Here is a 17,997-nt window from a genome sequence, read left to right as displayed (position 1 = left end):
CTGTGGAACTTCTCTCGTTAAATAAAAGTTATTTTGAAATCCAACGCCTTCGCTACCGCCCTGAGATTCTTACTTTATTAGAAACGATACGTTCGAAACATATCCAAGAAACTTCGTCTCCCCCTTCTCCCCCTCCAGAGTTGCAAAAACACATTCCCAATCTATGTCGGATCCCTGAAGTTTCTATTTATACTGAACAGGAAACGTCATCAAAACCATTAAAGATTGGGGTTTTACTATCAGGAGGACAAGCTCCTGGGGGGCATAATGTCGTTATTGGTCTTTTTGATGCTTTACGAGTATTCAATCCCAAGACTCGCTTATTTGGATTCATCAAAGGACCTTTAGGGCTTACTCGTGGGCTCTATAAAGATCTGGATATCTCCGTAATCTATGATTATTACAACATGGGAGGGTTCGACATGCTCTCCTCAAGCCGAGAAAAAATTAAAACTGAAGAGCAGAAAAAAAACATCCTCAACACAGTCAAGCAACTAAAGTTAGACGGACTACTCATTATAGGAGGAAATAATTCCAATACGGACACTGCGATGCTTGCAGAATATTTCCTTGCTCACAACTGCAAAACATCCGTGATTGGAGTCCCTAAAACTATAGATGGTGATCTTAAGAACTGTTGGATTGAAACCTCGTTAGGTTTTCATACTTCTTGTCGCACGTACTCAGAAATGATTGGGAATCTTGCTAAAGATGCTCTTTCTGCAAAAAAATACCACCATTTCATCCGCCTTATGGGGCAGCAGGCCTCTTATACTACTTTAGAATGCGGATTGCAGACCCTCCCTAATATAGCTTTAATTAGCGAACTTATTGCCACTAGGAAAATCTCTTTAAAGCAACTGAGTGAACAGCTTGCTTTAGGTTTGGTACGCCGCTATAAATCTGGAAAAAACTATAGTACTGTGTTAATCCCAGAGGGACTGATTGAGCATATTTTCGATACACGCAAGCTTATAGATGAACTCAATGTTTTACTCGCCAATGGAGATTCTTCTATTGAAAAAATTCTTTCCAAGCTCTCTCCAGAGACATTAAAAACATTTCACTTGTTTCCTAAGGATATTGCGAACCAACTTCTTCTAGCTCGAGATTCTCATGGAAATGTTAGAGTTTCAAAAATTGCTACAGAAGAGCTGCTTGCAGTAATGGTAAAGAAGGAAATCGAAAAGATAAAACCCCATATGGAATTCCATTCTGTATCGCATTTTTTTGGTTATGAAGCACGAGCAGGATTCCCTTCCAACTTTGATTGTAATTATGGAATCGCTTTAGGGATCATTTCTGCGTTATTTCTGGTCCGACAAAAGACTGGTTATATGATTACAATCAATAATCTTGCTCAATCTTATACTGAATGGCAAGGGGGAGCCACTCCATTATATAAGATGATGCACTTAGAAAATCGTTGTGGGACAGAGACTCCTGTTATTAAAACAGATTCTGTAGACCCAAAATCCCCTGCTGTTCAACATTTACTTCAACAAAGTGATTCTTGTTTGGTTGAAGATTTATACCGTTTTCCAGGCCCTTTACAGTACTTCGGGAAAGAGGAGCTTATAGATCAACGACCTTTGACCCTGCTTTGGGAAAATCAAACGCATTCGCCTCTACTCTGACAACCTGTCCATTCCTATAAGAATATTCTAAGCTAGATGCAAAGGAACGGCTCTTTTGTGTTAAGATTTCTTAAGCTTTAAAAAAACATCTATATTAAAAATTAAAATTCTCAACTAAGACTTATAGAATCAGAAAATTTATAAAATAAGATGGCTAATTCTTTAAAAGGGATTGTTTATGAGCAACATATACTCTTTTTCTCCAGGCATCTGCCCGAACTGGCAAGCTGGGCTTATGAGTAAACTCGACTCTTAGTGTTGTTTTGGAGGAGAAACTGCAACTCGGATTTTCTCCATGACTCCCTCTGGGTTTTCTTTAGCTACTGAAGAAAAAGTACAGGTCTCAACAGCAGAAAAAGTTATAAAGATCCTTGCTCTGATCTTCTTCCCGATCATTTTAATCGCTCTGGCTATCCGCTACTTCTTACATAGAAAATTCGATAGAAAATGCTTCGTTATCCCTCAAGACACGCCTAAAGAACTGGAGCTAATTCTTGCAGCAAATCCTCAATTAGTTGAAAAAGCAGCTCGAGAGGTCCACCCAGGTTTCTTTGCCCTACCTACAAAATACCAAAGTATGTACATCCAAACTTCTAAAGGGTAGCCTCCTAAAATTACCCTCTCTATAAATATAGATTTGCTCTTAGAGGACTTAGATACAGATTCTATACCATGGCCTAAACTCTATTTGAGTGAGGATTTTGATTTTGCCTATTATCCTGAAAGCAAGGCTATAATTGATACAGTTGCTAAACTTGAAAAGAATAATCCTGGCGAGGAGTTTTGTTTAGAAAGCAAGAAAATCTTGGCACGTTATCTCTTAGAACAACTCTTTAAGCTCGAAACCGGATTGAACTTTCCTACATCCACTATTGATGGAGGTAGAGAATCTTTCTTAATCGAGTTCAGTCATGAAACTAAAAAACCCACTGTATGGGCCTTCATTTATTTTTATTACTACCATTCTAACGGCCCCAAACTAGAAAAGGATTTTAAACAAGCAGGCTGCGAAGTCCATAATAGGCTCTTAAACCTTGGATTAAAATATAGACCACAAGCAGGCGCTCAAAATGACGGGCGTAATGGAGGTCCATATGGACCTATAGGATTCCTTATAGTTTGGGAAGAAAACTATGGATCTGTGTTGAAGGATCATGGATTTATCAAAGACAATTAAAAAGGGCATGGCTCTCTATTCTAGACTTCCTAAAAAGTTTAGAGTTCGGATGGTGCTCAGGCGGATAAATCTAATCTAAATTGTACTGTTTTCCCTTGAGATTTCTGTTTTTAATCTTAATACAAAAATGATTATAATTTAGCTTTGTCACTTATAAAGAAGCCCTTATGAACATATACCAATTTTCTCCTGGAGCTTCCCCTAATTGGCAAGCTTCGTTGATGGCTCAGCTGAACTCCTATTTTTGTTTAGGAGGAGAGACTGTGACGCGCATTATTTCTCTTCGACCCTCCGGACTTATCTTGGCTAAAAAAGAGAAGGCTGTTGTTTCTACAGCAGAAAAAATTTTAAAAATCCTTTCCTTTATCCTGTTTCCTCTAGTCTTGATAGCTCTAGCGATACGCTACCTCTTATATAACAAGTTTAATAAAGATTTGGATCGAGCAGTATTTTTTATCCCCACAGAAATTACTAAAGCCGAAGAACTGATCATTGCCAAAAATCCTGCGCTAGTGAAAGAAGCGGCTCTAACTGTTTCTCCGCTCTTCTATTCTCTTCCTAAGAAATATCAACTTATGAAAGTTGAAACTCCTTAAGGCAAGTTTTATAAAATTACTTTTAACGTTAGATTGGCCTACAGAACTCCTCTTGAAAAATCGACCTTTTGACTTTACAGGTCATCCTGAAGAAGAAAAACTGATAAAAGATATTCTTCTGAAAGAAGAAGGCAACAAATATTTTAGCTTGGAAAGCAAAAAGCTTCTGGCTAGACATATGATGCACAATATTGTTGTTCTTAGTGAGGAACCTGGACGAAGCGCTTTTCTTGGTAGGACGGCATTTTTCCCTAATAAGTATCCAATAGCTCAGGGTGGTGTTGGAATACCATCTACAATAGGCAATCTCTTTACTATATGGTACTGTTTCTATTTTTATAGAGCTGCAACTCCACAATCTGATCATCCTGACGGATGTGGCTTTATTCTACTAGAAAGGCTTAAGGAGCTCGGTGCAGGGTTCTTTTATTGTGATCTTCGTGAGTCCAATACCACTGGCTTTACTCTTTTTTTTGAAGGCTCCAATAAAGGTGTGTTAAAGAATCACTTGTTTATTAGAGATGAGTAAGCAAGAGCTATTCAAAAATACAGTATTATCTGCTATATTTTATTTTCCTTATCTTTTTTAGTTAGTTAAAACTCCTTGAGTTTTGGAGTGCCTTTCTTAGAAAAATTAAAAATTTCTCTAATTCCTATTGAAGAAATGCGGCATGAATTGTTTATGAAAACACACAATTCGAGTTCTAACGGATTCTCTAATCAAGAAAAAGGCATCAGGACGTACTTTAAGTCTGATTTACTTGGTTATGAAGATCTTTATTTTCTTCGAGAAAACATAAATCCAAATTGAAAAACAAAGTGTTATGTAAAAAATATAGGTAGGAAATTTTGGCTAAGAAGATTTTTTTAAATTTTATTAAAAAATGAATGTCTTCTAGCATGGATAGCGGTAGTCGGATTTGAACCAACGACACGCAGATTATGATTCTGCTGCTCTAACCACCTGAGCTATACCGCCATGCAAAATGGTAATTAGCGGGAGAAGGATTCGAACCTCCGACCTTTGGGTTATGAGCCCAACGAGATGACCACTACTCTATCCCGCGATATGCCGATGAATTTATCAAACTTAACTATTTTTGTACAAGGGAATATAACTTTTTAATGCTCTCCATGTACGGTCAAAGGAAGCTGTTTCTGCTTTTACGAACACTTTTCCCTTCTGTACATAAGCCTCACGCACTTCTTGATTATTTAGTAAGAAAGAAACTGTATCGATTATAGGCTCTATTTCGTCTAAACAAAGTCCTGCACCAGAAAGCAACAGGCGTTGCGCAAGCTCTGATTGCGATGTAATATGTGGACCAAAAATTAAAGGGACTTCACATTGGAGAGGTTCTAATAAATTATGTCCTCCGATCTTAGGATCGAAAGTACCTCCAACAAATGCTAAATCACCAGCAACATAAAGTTGTTTCAATAAGCCAATTTCATCAACAACGACAACTGGTACATAAGAAAAATTGGCGCCGCGGCTCCACAACCCATAAGGAATGTGCAACCGATGCAAAGATTCTTCAACATCCTTGGTCTTTTCAACGTGTCTTGGCACCCATAAAACTGAGACCCCCTCTTTTATTAATTTCTGCACTACAGGAAGCCATTTTCCTGCATCACTTCTATGCATAGAACCTAGGATTACTAATTTCGAGTCCGTTGGCAATCTCAAACGATCTCTCCAAGTTTCCCTTTCTAAGTGCAGTGCTGTCTGTGCTGCTACATAGGTCTTAATATTCCCTGTAACCTGCAATTTATGTTCAGGTATCCCTAAAGAAAGAAAACGCTGTTTTTGGACTTCGTCCTGTAATAAAAATCCATCTACTGGAGAGAAATAGTTTTTACCTAGGCGCTTTAAAAATTTAAAACGCTTTGAAGAATCTATGGAAATTCTACCATTAATGACGAGAGTAGTTGCTCCTATACGTTTTGCTTCCTCAATAAAATTTAGCCAGCAGTCCCCTTCAGAAAAGACTACAAGGGAGGGACGCAGTTTAGCGACTACCGATTTGATAATTATGCTAAAATCCAAAGGCAGTATTGAAACAGTGGCTCCCATAGGAATAAACACTTGGCTTGCCACCTGCACTCCAAGTTCTGTACATGAAGTCACTAGACAACGCCAACCTGGAAATTCTTCACAAAATTTTTCAAGTACAGGTAGAAGCAAACGAACTTCCCCTACAGATGCTCCATGAAACCACACCAAAGGCCCTTCTCCAGGGACATGCGGCTTTTTCAGACCAAAACGAACTGCTAGAGATTTCTTATACTTACCATAAACTAACATCTTATAAAGAAGCTTAGGTAAGGCAATTACAAATGCACAAACTAAAACAACATCGTAGAAACACTTAAAAATACGATGGACACCTCGTAGCATCATAGGACAAAATTCACTAGTTTATTAGGAACATAAATTTCTTTTCGTATTTGAGCGTTCTCTAGATACTTTGCAACTACACTTCGAGACAAAGATAAAACTTCTTCTTTAGGAGCTTCTTTGGCTACCTCGAGACGTCCTCGTAACTTCCCATTAACCTGAACAACAAAAGTCACAGTTTGAGCAACTAGGTAACTCTCGTCTATTTGAGGCCATGCTGCTTGATCAATCCCTGGTGGGTTTCCCAATATAACCCATAACTCTTCGCTGATATGCGGAGCTATAGGCTCCAATACACGAACAGCCATAGACAAGGCACGTTTAGAATAGACTGGAAGCTTTGAAAAATCGTTCAGAAATTCCATAAATGAAGACGGTATGGTATTCAAAGACATTTTTTCAATATGTTCTGTAATCCTAAACACCAATTTGTGAGCGAGAACCAGCCCGTCACGGTCTTCTATATCTTGAACCTCTGACGAAGTCACCAAATCATAAAAACGATTTAGGAAACGACGGCACCCCCCAACACCTTCATTGGACCAGGTTTTATTTTTATCCAAGGGTCCCGAAAACATAGCGTACATACGTAAGGCATCTGCACCATACTCTTCAATCAAAACCTGAGGATCCACACCATTGAGTTTCGATTTAGACATTTTCTCTTGTCTAACTTCCACAATCTCTCCACAAGTTGAGATCCACGTTCCATTTTCTTCCCTAACGTCTTCTATGCTTACGTATCCCTTACCAGGAATTCGGTATGAAGAGGCTAACACAAGTCCCTGGTTGATCAGTTTCTTAAAAGGTTCTGGTGTTGAGACAAGACCCGCGTCATAGAAGACTCGATGCCAAAATCTCGAGTAAAGAAGATGAAGAACAGCGTGTTCTGCACCTCCAATGTAAAGATCTACAGGCATCCAATAGCTTTCTTTTTCTTTACTCCAAGGCAACTGAGAGTTGTGTGCATCACAGAAACGAAGATAATACCAGCAAGAGCCTGCCCACTGTGGCATAGTATAAGTCTCTCTACATCCTGGTCTACCTGTCTTCTCGTCGTAGATATGCACCCAATCTTGAGCCTTCGCTAAAGGACCCTGACCGAATCCTTCGGGACGATAGTCATCAATATTCGGAGGGAGAAGAGGCAGCTCATCATCTTCTAAAGGACGGTGCGTTCCATCTTCAAAATGAATGATGGGGATAGGCTCTCCCCAATATCTCTGTCTAGAGAAGAGCCAGTCTCGCAGCCTGTACATAGTCTTAGCTCTTCCGAGAGAACGCATCTCCAGGTAGTTGATTACATAATCTTTAGCTTCTTGCCCAGACAAGCCATTAAGACAAAAGTCGTTGTAATTGCTATGAATACAAACCCCGTTATCATCAATCACCTCATGAATCGGAAGAGAAAACATTTCAGCAAACTCTCGATCTCTCTCGTCATGCGCTGGGACTCCCATAACTACGCCTGTGCCATAGCCTAAGACGACATAATCTGAAATCCAAACAGGTAAAAGGTTCCCTGTAATGGGGTGCTTGGCATAGTTTCCTGTAAAGACCCCTGTTTTTGTCTTAACAGAGCTAATGCGATCTCGTTCACTTTTCCTGAGACTCTCTTGTACATAGGCTGTGACTTCGTCTCTTTGCTCTTCACTCACTATAGAATCTAAATCTGGGTGCTCAGGAGCAATCACTAAGAAACTCACCCCTAATAAAGTGTCTAGGCGGGTAGTGAAGGCTTCTAGACTGCCCTCTTGCGTCAAATGAAATGTTACGAGAGCCCCTTCAGATTTCCCTATCCAATTTTTCTGTAACTGCTTTACATTTTCGGGCCAATCTAGGGCATCGAGACCTTCTAATAACTTATCGGCATATGCTGTGATTTTGAGAATCCACTGACGAAGCATTTTCCGCTCTACAGGATATCCCCCTTCTATTGAGAATCCATTTTCAACTTCTTCATTCGATAATACGGTACCAAGTTCTGGACAGTAGTTCACTGCCATGTCGGCCATATAGGCGAGTCCTTGATCATAAAGAAAAAGGAAAAGTTTCTGAGTCCAATGATAATAGTCGGGATCACTCGTAGCAAATTCTCGTCCTTCATCATACGAAAATCCCATAGCGGAGAGCTGTTTTTTAAAATTAGCGATATTCTTCTGGGTCGTGACTTTAGGATGGGTTCCTGTCCGAATCGCATATTGTTCTGCGGGCAAACCAAAGCTATCCCAGCCCATAGGATGAAGAACTGAGAATCCCCGTGCTCTTTTATATCTCGCAACAATATCTGTCGCTGTATAGCCAATAAGGTGGCCTACATGTAGACCTGCTCCTGAAGGATAAGGGAACATGTCTAAAACATAATATTTTACTTTATCCTCGTCTTCATTTGCTTGAAAGCTTCGATGTTCTTTCCAAAATTGTTGCCATTTTTTTTCTATTAAGTTGGGGTCATATCGCATATTCTAAACTTTTATATATATAAAAATTAAAAAGGCTTAGTGTACGTCTCCCCAGAGGAAAAAACAAGAGTCTTGTCCGTTTTTCCTTCAAAAACTTCCATGACATTGACAAAAACAGGAGCGCCCCCCTACTCTATATGTGTTCCTTTTTTAATTAGTTAATCAAGATGCGTAAAGTTGCTTTTTTAGTTTCTTGCCTATTTTCAGTAGCTATAGGGGCTTCGGCAGCTCCAGTCCGTGTTCCGGGATTTCCTCAAATTCCAGAAGATCTCGTTCAAATCAAGACAGAAGTATGTCCGAAGCAAGAAGTATGTTTAGCAGTTACTATCAAATGTGACGATCACAATCTTATTGGTGTTTTACATCTTCCTAACACTCCCACACCGGAAGGAGGGTTCCCTACAGTCGTGTTGTTTCACGGCTTCCGAGGAACAAAATTCGGAGGTTTAACTGGAGCCTATCGAAAATTAGGAAGAAAATTCGCTGCAGCTGGAATTGCCACTTTACGTGTCGACATGGCCGGATGTGGAGATAGTGAAGGAGTTGCTGAAGAAGTTCCTATAGAGACCTATTTACGTGATGCACAAACCATACTTGAAACTGTCCAAGAACACCCAGATCTCAATGCATATCGTCTAGGAATTTCAGGTTTTTCTTTAGGATGCCACATAGCTTTCGAGTTGGCTAAAATCTATAACCCAAGAGACTTAAATATCAAAGCCCTGAGTGTATGGGCTCCAATTGCAGATGGGGGCATCTTATTAAAAGAGCTCTATGAGAATTTCTCTAAACACGGCGAAGGAGATATTATCTCTGTTGGGAAGGACTTTGGATTTGGTCCTCCTCCTATAATTGTTTGCTCTGGCGATGTTGATCTCCTCATACGCATCCAAGATCACGTTACAGCAAATTCCCTACCCACAAAACCCTATATTTTGCATCAACAAGGCATTGATGACACTCTTGTTTCTAGGACACAACAGACACTATTTAAAAACACAGCTCCCGGAAGAATGACTTTCATCTCTTACCCTAACACAGGACACAACTTAGCCACAGCTCCTGATTTAGATATGATCTTAGATCAAATTGTGAGCCACTTCCAACGAACACTTTAAATTTCAGTTGTACCTTAATTCAAGGTACAACGGTTCTAGAACACTACAATTTTAAATACAACTTCTAGATGGAAGCACCTATATTCATAGCTCTTGGAATTCGTTTCTTGATTCCTCCTAGGATTTTATCCTATAATGTTATGAAAATCTTTTTCACTATCCGAGGGCAAGTATGGCAGACATTTTAGTCATAGGTGCTAATCCTACAGGTCTCATTTTGGCAAATATGCTAATACAACATGGGATCTCTGTAAAAGTTATCGACCACAGAGCTTCTCCTGAGGATCCTAGCTTCTTAGATTGTCGTAAGCTCCCTGTAATCTTGTCTTGCTCTTCCTTGGAGCTTCTTCACAATAGTGAAATGCTAGGCGATTTTATCCAAGCCAACCATAAGATCTTTGGTGCGCGTTACCATTGGAAAAAGAGAACCTTATTATTTAAGTTCAGCCAAGCAACGGACTCTCCAGTTCCTTTTTCTCTATCAACAACATATCAAAGTTTAGAACAGCACCTAATTGACGAGTTTCTAAAACGCGGAGGCGTCATAGATTGGTCGACACGCCCCGTAACTCTAGTTGATAACAGTATCTTTATTGAAAGTACTAAAGTATCACAAAATTTTGAAAATCGTGAGATCTACAATCCAAAGTGGATTATAGCCTGTGAGGCTGACAACAACCTAGACATCAGGGATCTTGTCAAAAGCCAGCTGAGAGCACGTAGAATAAATCGAGAAGTTATTTTTATCAATTGCGATGAGGGCGAGCCCTTTGAAGAAGATCATATCCATCTTCTTCCCATCACAAAGAACTTCTTAAATTTCGTTTTCTATAATCCCCAGGAAAAAACGAAACAGCTCTGTCTACCCCAAGGAACGCATTCCATATCACCGAAACTTAAACAGAAGCTACTTTATACTTACAATCTCGTCATCTCTGATGAAAATTTCCATATAAAAACAAGTCACCACGCATTCCCTCCTGAACATGGAAATGTATTATTTTTAGGTAGCCTCTCTAATACTCTGCTTCTTTCTTATCTCAACGGTATTAATACCAATATTCACGCAGCCTTTAATCTCGCTTGGAAGCTACTTCCTGTATTGAAAAAAGCTGCATTAAAACATTTGGTGATTACAAAAGAACAGGAAGATGGCAATATCCTACCTTATATTAGTCCTACTACGGAAAAGCGCGCGAAGAAACTCCCATTTTCTCGCTTCTATACACCTGCTTTGATGTACTACTTTTTAAAGGGATGTCGAAAGTTTAATACTACAGGAGAAGAGTATTACTACCCCCCTCACCAAGCACTGAAATACCGTTCTAGCGATATTATCAAAATGTCTCCTCAAGATAAGGAAATCCATGGTCCTGGTCCAGGAATGAGAGCTATAGATGCTCGCCTAGAAAACGGTTCTTTCCTCTTAGATCCTTTAAAAAGTAGTAAGCACCTTCTTATCTTTTTTAAAGATATCCCCGACTTAAAGGAAGCTCTACAAGAAGAATATGGCGAATGGATAGAGATTTGCAATGTTAAGGAACCTCGAATCCTTAACCTCTATCACGCAAATCCAAATTCGCTATTTATTATCCGCCCCGATCGTTATATCGGATATAGAACACATACCTTTAAGCTGCACGAGCTGATCTCATATCTACTTAGAATTTTTGCCAGCGAAAAGACCAGCTAACTCCTTTTTAGGACGCTATCCTATTGGAAGGTCTACCTATCGTTTGTGGGCATTTAGTGGAAATTGTGAAAAAAAACCATAGAGAGCCTTTCCTAGTCCTCTATGGTTTTCATTGCAGTTGATGAGAAAAAGAATCTCTGACCATCAATGAGATCTGCAAACGCAATGATTTCTCTAAGCAGCCTCTTCTCTACCCAAGAGACCCAACAGTTCTTTCTGCTTGTCTACAGAGGAATCTATCCTTCGACCTATTTGCAACAATCTTTCTTCTAGAGCTTCAAGTTTCTTTTGCAAATCTTCGAATTTTTGTTTTAACTCTAGATCTTCAATCCCCTGCATCTCTGCATATTGCTCTTGTATTCCTTGGATTTCTTCTTCTAAAGCTGCTTTTTCTACTGAAACCTTCTCTCTTAAATTTAAGTCACTAAAGATACTTATCTTTAAATTCGCCAAACGAATTTCTTGTTCCAATAGAGTCTCTTGATTCCTTAAGTCGTCCAACTCAGCAGCAATTGCTTCCAATCGTTGCTTAGCCTCCTCCCAATAAGTCTCAAAACCTCTACCTTTCTCTTCAACATACCTTTTAGCTTCTTCCTCAGCAGCTTTTGTTGAATTAGCAATATTCAATTCCGTGAAATTAAGTAAAAATTCGTTTTTGAAACTTTTAAATGCACCATACAATAGACTGACTGGTGCATCTAAAAGTATCTGCATATACTTTTGGCATTCGGGATCATTAGGATTGTTCCCGTTATTGTTCAGAAGCTCAAACAATTTCTTAACTACATCAATAATTCCATTTCCTGAAGAATCGCTATCTCGCAGATGGCTGTGTAAAACAGAATGCACGCGATGCAGAATCTGATCGCTGCGATTCAATCGATACGTTTCGACACCCATCTCAACAAGCTCTTCTACAGCATGCAAATCTCGCATTAAAGTGGTCACTTTAGAACTCGTTTGTCCTTCTTGAGCACCCAATCCATAAGTAGAAACTATAAGAGATTCATGCTTGCGGACATAAGCTGCTAAAGCAGCTTGTACAGCCGCATAGTCCTCGGGACTCACAGTCTCCTGATTCTGAAGCCTCTGCTCAATATCGAAGAGCTGCTCACGGACTTTCAGAATTTGGTTATATCCAGACTGCGTACTTTCTGGAGAAGAAAATCTTACAAAAGGCGTCAAATAAGAAAGCCCTAGAGTTTTCAACATTTCTTCCCTAGAAGCAAGCGTCCTCTCGGCTTCTCCATGTTTTGCTCCATCGGGATTTAGCAAGATTCTTTCTCTAAATGAAGCCTGCATTTGATGGCGACAGAGCCCTTGAGAAGCTGTCACATTCAAGTAAGCCTCTAAAAGTTCTAATTGACCCTTCCCTGCTATGTGTAAAACATTCTCTTTAAACTGCTTTTTTGCTCTTTGCTTCTGAGATTTCCCACTGGTATTGCCGTAAATGATTGCTGCTAATTCGTGTAATTCCTTAGCCTCTTTGACTACGTCTATCTCTTGGACTGTGTCACGCCCTAATTTCTCTTGAATCAAAGTTCTAAAAAAATTCTGAATCCTTACATACGTTTCATTATTTTTTTGAAGCCTATCTATGTTTTGTAATTTTCCAACCTTCTTAGTCATAGCGGCAGCATGAGCCTTTTCATTGTCGTACTTAGACTTTTCTAAGCACAGACCCATGCGCTCTTGAACCAGAGCATCTCCCCGAATACTAATCTCTTCTTTTTGCTTTTGAAGGTGCTCTAACTCGCGATGTAACTCTGCAAAAACCTCAGCTCCACGAATATCTTGGGGGATAGTAGGACGAACCACAGGCGCTTCTTGTCCTAACCCCTCCTTGAAACGTCTTTTTATACGCTTATTTAAGTTTTTAGAATCCTTACGGAACTCTTTAGTAAGATCCTTCAAGCTCTTTTCTTTAGTCGGAATGCCCTCTAGATCACTCACAATATTGCGCGCCCATGTAGGACCAAAACCCTCAAGATTTAAATTATCCTGGAGCTTAGCTAAACGATTAAGATCCTTATTATTGAATTCTGAGGGAAGAATCTTAGTGGCAGGAATCAAGGACTGCGCTGTCTCAAGCACTTGCTTCTCAAACTCCTTGCTCTTAGATATACGATCAAAGATTAAAGGACATACCTGAGTCAAAAGTAACCCTACACAAGAGAGAATGAGTAAGGATAAAATGTTCTGACCAATAAAAATAGCACTAAGAACACAGAAGAGCACCGCAACAATTCCCAGGACAATGGCCTTAGCCATTCCCCATTTGTTTATCGACTTCTGCAATTGACTGATCATATTTTTTAAGTCAGCACAGCGTCTCTTTAACACCTGGTGATGTAGCCTGTGAGTCCCAGAAACATCTTCAGCAACCGCATCCTGGACCTCTTCAGGAAGAGCTCCAGGAAGGTCAGGATTCTCCATAGGGGCAGGAGCTGGTTTGCTTTGGATTTCTAAAACATCAAGCAAATTCGTATAGATATTCCAGTCGAAGGTATGCATCGCAGAAAACATATTAGAGGAAGTTGCCACTAACGTTTCCGTATCTAGAGCATGGATATTACGTATACTGCCGTTAAACAAATACATATTCTGGAGAATGTTGTCCAGGCTAGCTCTATTCCTTTGGATCAAAGGAGCCAATCCCTGACTGTCTATATTTCTCGCATCGCTACGTGCTTGTTTCGCGATAGCTACTAAGTTTTTCCTACTGCTTTCTATGTTTTTATTTATTTTTTCATCTCTATTCAATAAAGAGTTCAACAACATCAATCCTTGAGAAACCCCTTCACTAGAGATTGCTTCTTGGAGCCGATTCCCCTCTTGAACGATCAGAGGAAGTTCATTCATGAGTCCCTGATATTCCCGAGCTAACAAAGAGAGCTCTTCAGGAGTTACCTGAAATAAATTGCCGTCAATCTCCTCGATTGTTTTCTTCAGATCTTCCGACATTCTATCGACATGTAATACCAAATCATCCGTGGAGCTCTCGGCATGGAGTACCTCCAAACGATTTAGAAGGTTAGAATAGGATTTTGTGAAGTCGTAAACTAAAACTTTGGAAAGCTTGTTTTTCTTAAATTCCTGATATTTTCCTTCCCAGGTACCTACAAGGTCCTTAAATCCTTGAAGCTGAGCTTCCATTGTACTCTTCAATGCAAGGACTTCGTCTTCGTTTTTTTGTAGGATTGCTCCCCAATCCTCTCGACGCAACATCCCTTCGAGTCTCTCTATAGAACACCGAAGCATCATAATTTGCTTTTCAGGATGTTGTGAAATGACTCCTTCCACTTTTCCTTGAATAGCTTTTCCGGTGGCTATCGCCTTATGCATTCCAGTAAGGAAAGGTTCTCTATCCCCAATCTGCAGCAAATAATCTGCGAGTTTTTTTTCAGACTTTGTTGCATATTCTGCGTTGGTTCGACAATTTCCAAGAATGCTGCATTTACTTTTTTCTAACTTACCTCGAAGCCTTTGTATTCTAGATACTACCTCATTTTGTTCTAGCTTACCTTCAGTGAATTCTTTAATAGTAATTGAAAACACGTGGTATAGATTCGACCATTTCTTTAAATGTTCCTGATCGCAGGAATCTTGCATTGCTAAGTCGAGATGCTTCTGGTGAATCGATGCTATTATCTTTTCACCGACACCTTTAGATTCAATTAACTGATCATAATAACAAAGCAAACTATCTAAATCTTCAAGAGCCTGCCCTGTACCATGGGCTGTCGTCAATGCGGAAAGATCTTGGAAAATCTTAGCAGCATAATCTAGATGTCGTTGTTGTTCTAGTAAATAGGACTGGGCAATAGCAGGAAGCTGCGGATTCCAAGCAATAAATGTACTACTATTGAGATACCACTTCTTATACTGGTCTATAGCTTTCTTCGCCTCAACACCTACATTCATACCGTAGCCACAGATCGCTAGAATATCTCTGGAAATATCTAAAATACCTCCAGGCTGAATCTCCCCTCCAATATCCTTACCACTGACTACTAAAGCAGACCTTTGCGCTTTATCAATGGGCTCTCTGCTTCCCACATCATTTAAAATGTCGTTCTTAACACTCATAATCAGAGAGGCAAGACGTTGCCATTCTACACTATTAACACCTGAAACTCCAAGTAGAGCATCCGTCTGATAATGCTTTACTCCATATCCCGCAAAATCTAATCTGGAGTCTGCAGCAGCACCCCCATCGTCCTTATTTTTATGCAAATCAGGGCGCAAATTTTCTACGAGTTTACCAACAAATCCCTTTTTCGGTTTGACATGGGTAATACTATATTTATAGAGAGTAGACTTTCTCAAGTCAGGGTACTGACTCAACAGCTGCTGGCGATAAATCTGGTACGCTCGGTATCTTAAATGGATCTCCTTGCACTTAGATTGAAGACGATGAGAAAGAAAAGCCGAAGAAAGACCCGCTCCAAATAAAATAAGACAGGGCACCCACATCGGGATACCAAACACCATAGAGATAGGAACGATACAGGTAATCGCAACAGTGACCAGCGTGGCAATCAGGATAATCGTCTTATATCTAGAGTATTTCTTAAGGTCATTGTTCTCCATCTCCTCTAGACTAACGTCTAAGACTTCAAGAAAATGCTTGCGATCGGAAAACCAGCTACGTGAAGTTTGAGCCTCTGGAGTTAGAGAATTCGCTTCTTGATCACCCACCTGGGACGCTCGATTCCACTGGACATTTGGGTTTACCCAAGATGGTATGCCGTCCTGTTTAGTCGAATTGTTTGAAGAAGAAGCCATGTTTACTCCCAAAAGAACAAAAAAACTTATAAAATACGGACAATTATAGCTGTAAAAGAATTTATAATAAATAATTTAAATAAAACTTTTACAAATAAGAATTAATGTATTAAGAAAATTTTAAAATAAATTATTCTAAATGAATTAGATTTGTAAAGGCTTCTTGATCTAAGATAGAGACTCCCAATTTCCTAGCCTTCTCTAATTTAGATCCTGGGTTATTCCCCATAACTACGTAATCGGTCTGTTTCGAGACAGAGGAGCCTACCTTACCCCCACAATTCCGGATAGCAGTTTCTGCATCTAACCGAGACATTCCCTCTAACGTCCCTGTGATCACAAAAGCCTTGCCAAAACACGTAGATCCTGATTTATGATAAGGAGATATACACACTCCTAAATCCTGCATTTTCTTGATTTCGTTAAGATGCGTAGAGTCTGAGAAATACTCAGCAATAGCATGAGCCACCTTCTCTCCAATACCCTCTAGTGAAAGAAGTTCTTCAAAAGTCGCGGAAATTACCCGATCTAAAGTCTCGAAGTGGCCAGCTAGTACAGTAGCAACACCAATTCCAATGAGAGGAATCCCCAGAGCAACAAGAAAACGATCTAGATCCACATGTTTAGCTTGCTCGATACTCTCTAGAATATTTCTTGCAGAGCGTTCCCGTATCCCGGGAATTTGCATTAAATCTTCAGTAGTCAGCTGAAATAGGTCCGCACACGTGTGCACTAACCCTAATTCAAACAGCTTTGTGATTACCTTCACCCCTAAATGATCGATATTTAAAGCTCCCCGACCAACAAAAAAACGAATTTTTTCAATAGCTCCTGCAACACACTCAGGATTGACACAACGCACAGAAACTCTATCTTCTTCCCGAACTACGTGACTATGGCAGACAGGGCAGAATTCAGGCATATTCCAAACTTCAGAACCTTCAGGACGTTTTTCTCTGCATACCCGAACTACTTTTGGAATCACCTCTCCACCTTTAGCAACACAAACGGTATCACCAATACGGATGTCTTTTCTATGAATCTCATCTTCATTGTATAGAGACGCTCTAGATACTAAAGACCCTGACAACAGTACAGGAGTGAGTTTAGCTACAGGAGTCAGAACTCCCGTTCTTCCTACTTGAACTAGAATATCCTCAAGAAGGGTCTCTGCTTCCTCTGGGGCATATTTATAAGCTAAGGCCCATCTATAGTGTTTCCCTGTGGCTCCAAGAACTCTCTGACTTGCCAAACTGTCTACCTTGATGACAGCACCATCGATTTCCATAGGCAAGGAAGCTCTCTCAGTTTCTATAGTCTTTAAAACTGAGATCACTTCCTCTGGGGTAGAGCACAATCTTGGTTTACCAGATACAGGAAATCCCCATTCAAGGCAGCGCTGAAGATTTTCATAATGAGAATCGTTATCTCCTGGAGCAATGAGATTATAGATAGAAATTTCTAATTTACGTTTTGCGACTTCTTGAGGAGAAAGTAACTTTAAGGTACCTCCTGCAGCATTTCTCGGGTTGGCAAAAATAGTTTTCTCTAATTGTTGCTGCTTCTCATTGATAATTTGAAACGTAGAATAAGAGAAGAAGACCTCGCCACGTACTTCAATAAACTCTGGAGCATCTTCTGGAAGTCTTAAAGGCAAGGAGCGTATTGTTCGAATATTCGATGTGATATCCTCTCCCTGCTTTCCATTTCCTCGGCTGAGTGCTTGAACCAACACACGATCTTCATAACGTATTGCTACTGCAATCCCATCGATTTTAAGTTCTACTGTATAACGTGGACTTGTACCTAGGGATTTTTCTACCCTAGAAAAAAACTCACTTAGTTCTTCTTTAGAATAGCTATTGGCAATGGAAAGCATCGGTTCCTTATGGGAAACCACAGAAAAAGTTCCAGAGGGACGATCTCCGAGACGTGTTGAGGGAGACCATAAGACTTTCCATTCGGGATGACTTCTCTCTATTTCAAGAAGCTTCCGTAATTTCATGTCATATTCATAATCAGAGATTCTAGGACGATGCAACACATAATAAGAATAATCATGGTCTTCTAATTCACGACATAAAGCTAAGTAGTGTGCTTGTGAATTCTCTTCCTTCATGAACCT

At 39.9% G+C, this 17,997-nt stretch carries 11 protein-coding genes and 2 tRNA genes; 7 read left to right on the top strand and 6 right to left on the bottom strand.

Annotated elements, in window-relative coordinates:
- Positions 1-2 precede the first annotated feature (2 nt).
- The 5 genes from CPB_RS00815 (at position 3) to CPB_RS00795 (ending at position 3,939) form a co-directional block, all read left to right on the top strand.
- Positions 3-1,637, top strand: a complete 1,635-nt coding sequence (locus CPB_RS00815) for a diphosphate--fructose-6-phosphate 1-phosphotransferase (protein ID WP_010892116.1) — start codon at positions 3-5, stop codon at positions 1,635-1,637.
- Between the two features lie 286 nt (positions 1,638-1,923).
- Positions 1,924-2,241 (top strand): DUF648 domain-containing protein, encoded by a 318-nt coding sequence (locus tag CPB_RS00810; protein ID WP_226990000.1) that lies wholly within the window; start codon positions 1,924-1,926, stop codon positions 2,239-2,241.
- Between the two features lie 33 nt (positions 2,242-2,274).
- Positions 2,275-2,814: a hypothetical protein gene (locus CPB_RS00805; protein ID WP_010882808.1), complete on the top strand. Its 540-nt coding sequence runs from the start codon at positions 2,275-2,277 to the stop codon at positions 2,812-2,814.
- Positions 2,815-2,981: 167 nt separating this feature from the next.
- On the top strand, positions 2,982-3,410 hold the full coding sequence (locus tag CPB_RS00800) for a DUF648 domain-containing protein (RefSeq protein WP_010882807.1): 429 nt from the start codon (positions 2,982-2,984) through the stop codon (positions 3,408-3,410).
- Between the two features lie 52 nt (positions 3,411-3,462).
- On the top strand, positions 3,463-3,939 hold the full coding sequence (locus tag CPB_RS00795; RefSeq protein ID WP_231854635.1) for a KDO-transferase 2: 477 nt from the start codon (positions 3,463-3,465) through the stop codon (positions 3,937-3,939).
- 376 nt (positions 3,940-4,315) lie between these two features.
- Here CPB_RS00795 and CPB_RS00785 read toward each other — a convergent pair.
- The 4 genes from CPB_RS00785 to leuS all read right to left on the bottom strand — a co-directional run bounded on the left by CPB_RS00785 (position 4,316) and on the right by leuS (position 8,273).
- Positions 4,316-4,389 (bottom strand) — tRNA-Met (locus tag CPB_RS00785).
- A 15-nt stretch (positions 4,390-4,404) separates the two neighbouring features.
- A tRNA-Met gene (locus tag CPB_RS00780) sits at positions 4,405-4,477 on the bottom strand.
- Positions 4,478-4,500: 23 nt separating this feature from the next.
- Complete coding sequence (waaA, locus tag CPB_RS00775) at positions 4,501-5,814, bottom strand: lipid IV(A) 3-deoxy-D-manno-octulosonic acid transferase (RefSeq protein ID WP_010882804.1); 1,314 nt, start codon at positions 5,812-5,814, stop codon at positions 4,501-4,503.
- Positions 5,811-8,273 (bottom strand): leucine--tRNA ligase, encoded by a 2,463-nt coding sequence (gene leuS / locus CPB_RS00770; protein ID WP_010882803.1) that lies wholly within the window; start codon positions 8,271-8,273, stop codon positions 5,811-5,813. The genes waaA and leuS overlap by 4 nt, the downstream gene beginning before the upstream one ends.
- Before the next feature lie 167 nt (positions 8,274-8,440).
- Between leuS and CPB_RS00765 the strand changes: the two genes are divergently transcribed.
- Both CPB_RS00765 and CPB_RS00760 read left to right on the top strand, forming a co-directional pair.
- Entirely contained in the window at positions 8,441-9,391 is a 951-nt protein-coding gene (locus CPB_RS00765) for an alpha/beta hydrolase (RefSeq protein WP_010892120.1), read from the top strand.
- A gap of 172 nt (positions 9,392-9,563) precedes the next feature.
- Positions 9,564-11,084, top strand: a complete 1,521-nt coding sequence (locus CPB_RS00760) for an FAD-dependent oxidoreductase (RefSeq protein ID WP_010882801.1) — start codon at positions 9,564-9,566, stop codon at positions 11,082-11,084.
- A 174-nt stretch (positions 11,085-11,258) separates the two neighbouring features.
- On the opposite strand, the gene CPB_RS00755 is transcribed toward CPB_RS00760, so the two are convergent.
- Together CPB_RS00755 and ligA are read right to left on the bottom strand one after the other, a co-directional pair.
- On the bottom strand, positions 11,259-15,872 hold the full coding sequence (locus CPB_RS00755; RefSeq protein WP_010895288.1) for a hypothetical protein: 4,614 nt from the start codon (positions 15,870-15,872) through the stop codon (positions 11,259-11,261).
- Positions 15,873-16,002: 130 nt separating this feature from the next.
- Positions 16,003-17,991 (bottom strand): NAD-dependent DNA ligase LigA, encoded by a 1,989-nt coding sequence (gene ligA / locus CPB_RS00750; protein WP_010882799.1) that lies wholly within the window; start codon positions 17,989-17,991, stop codon positions 16,003-16,005.
- Between the last annotated feature and the right edge of the window lie 6 nt (positions 17,992-17,997).

It is taken from the genome of Chlamydia pneumoniae TW-183, assembly GCF_000007205.1.
Classification (GTDB): domain Bacteria; phylum Chlamydiota; class Chlamydiia; order Chlamydiales; family Chlamydiaceae; genus Chlamydia; species Chlamydia pneumoniae.
Note: the sequence above shows the minus strand (reverse complement) of the source record. Positions and strands in the feature narration are given on the sequence as shown.

Bases quoted from the DNA above. Each gene is read 5' to 3' on its own strand.
- leuS (WP_010882803.1), bottom strand. From the start codon at position 8,273: ATGCGATATGACCCCAACTTAATAGAAAAAAAATGGCAACAATTTTGG.
- CPB_RS00765 (WP_010892120.1), top strand. From the start codon at position 8,441: ATGCGTAAAGTTGCTTTTTTAGTTTCTTGCCTATTTTCAGTAGCTATA.
- ligA (WP_010882799.1), bottom strand. From the start codon at position 17,991: ATGAAGGAAGAGAATTCACAAGCACACTACTTAGCTTTATGTCGTGAA.
- waaA (WP_010882804.1), bottom strand. From the start codon at position 5,814: ATGATGCTACGAGGTGTCCATCGTATTTTTAAGTGTTTCTACGATGTT.
- CPB_RS00760 (WP_010882801.1), top strand. From the start codon at position 9,564: ATGGCAGACATTTTAGTCATAGGTGCTAATCCTACAGGTCTCATTTTG.
- CPB_RS00800 (WP_010882807.1), top strand. From the start codon at position 2,982: ATGAACATATACCAATTTTCTCCTGGAGCTTCCCCTAATTGGCAAGCT.
- CPB_RS00755 (WP_010895288.1), bottom strand. From the start codon at position 15,872: ATGGCTTCTTCTTCAAACAATTCGACTAAACAGGACGGCATACCATCT.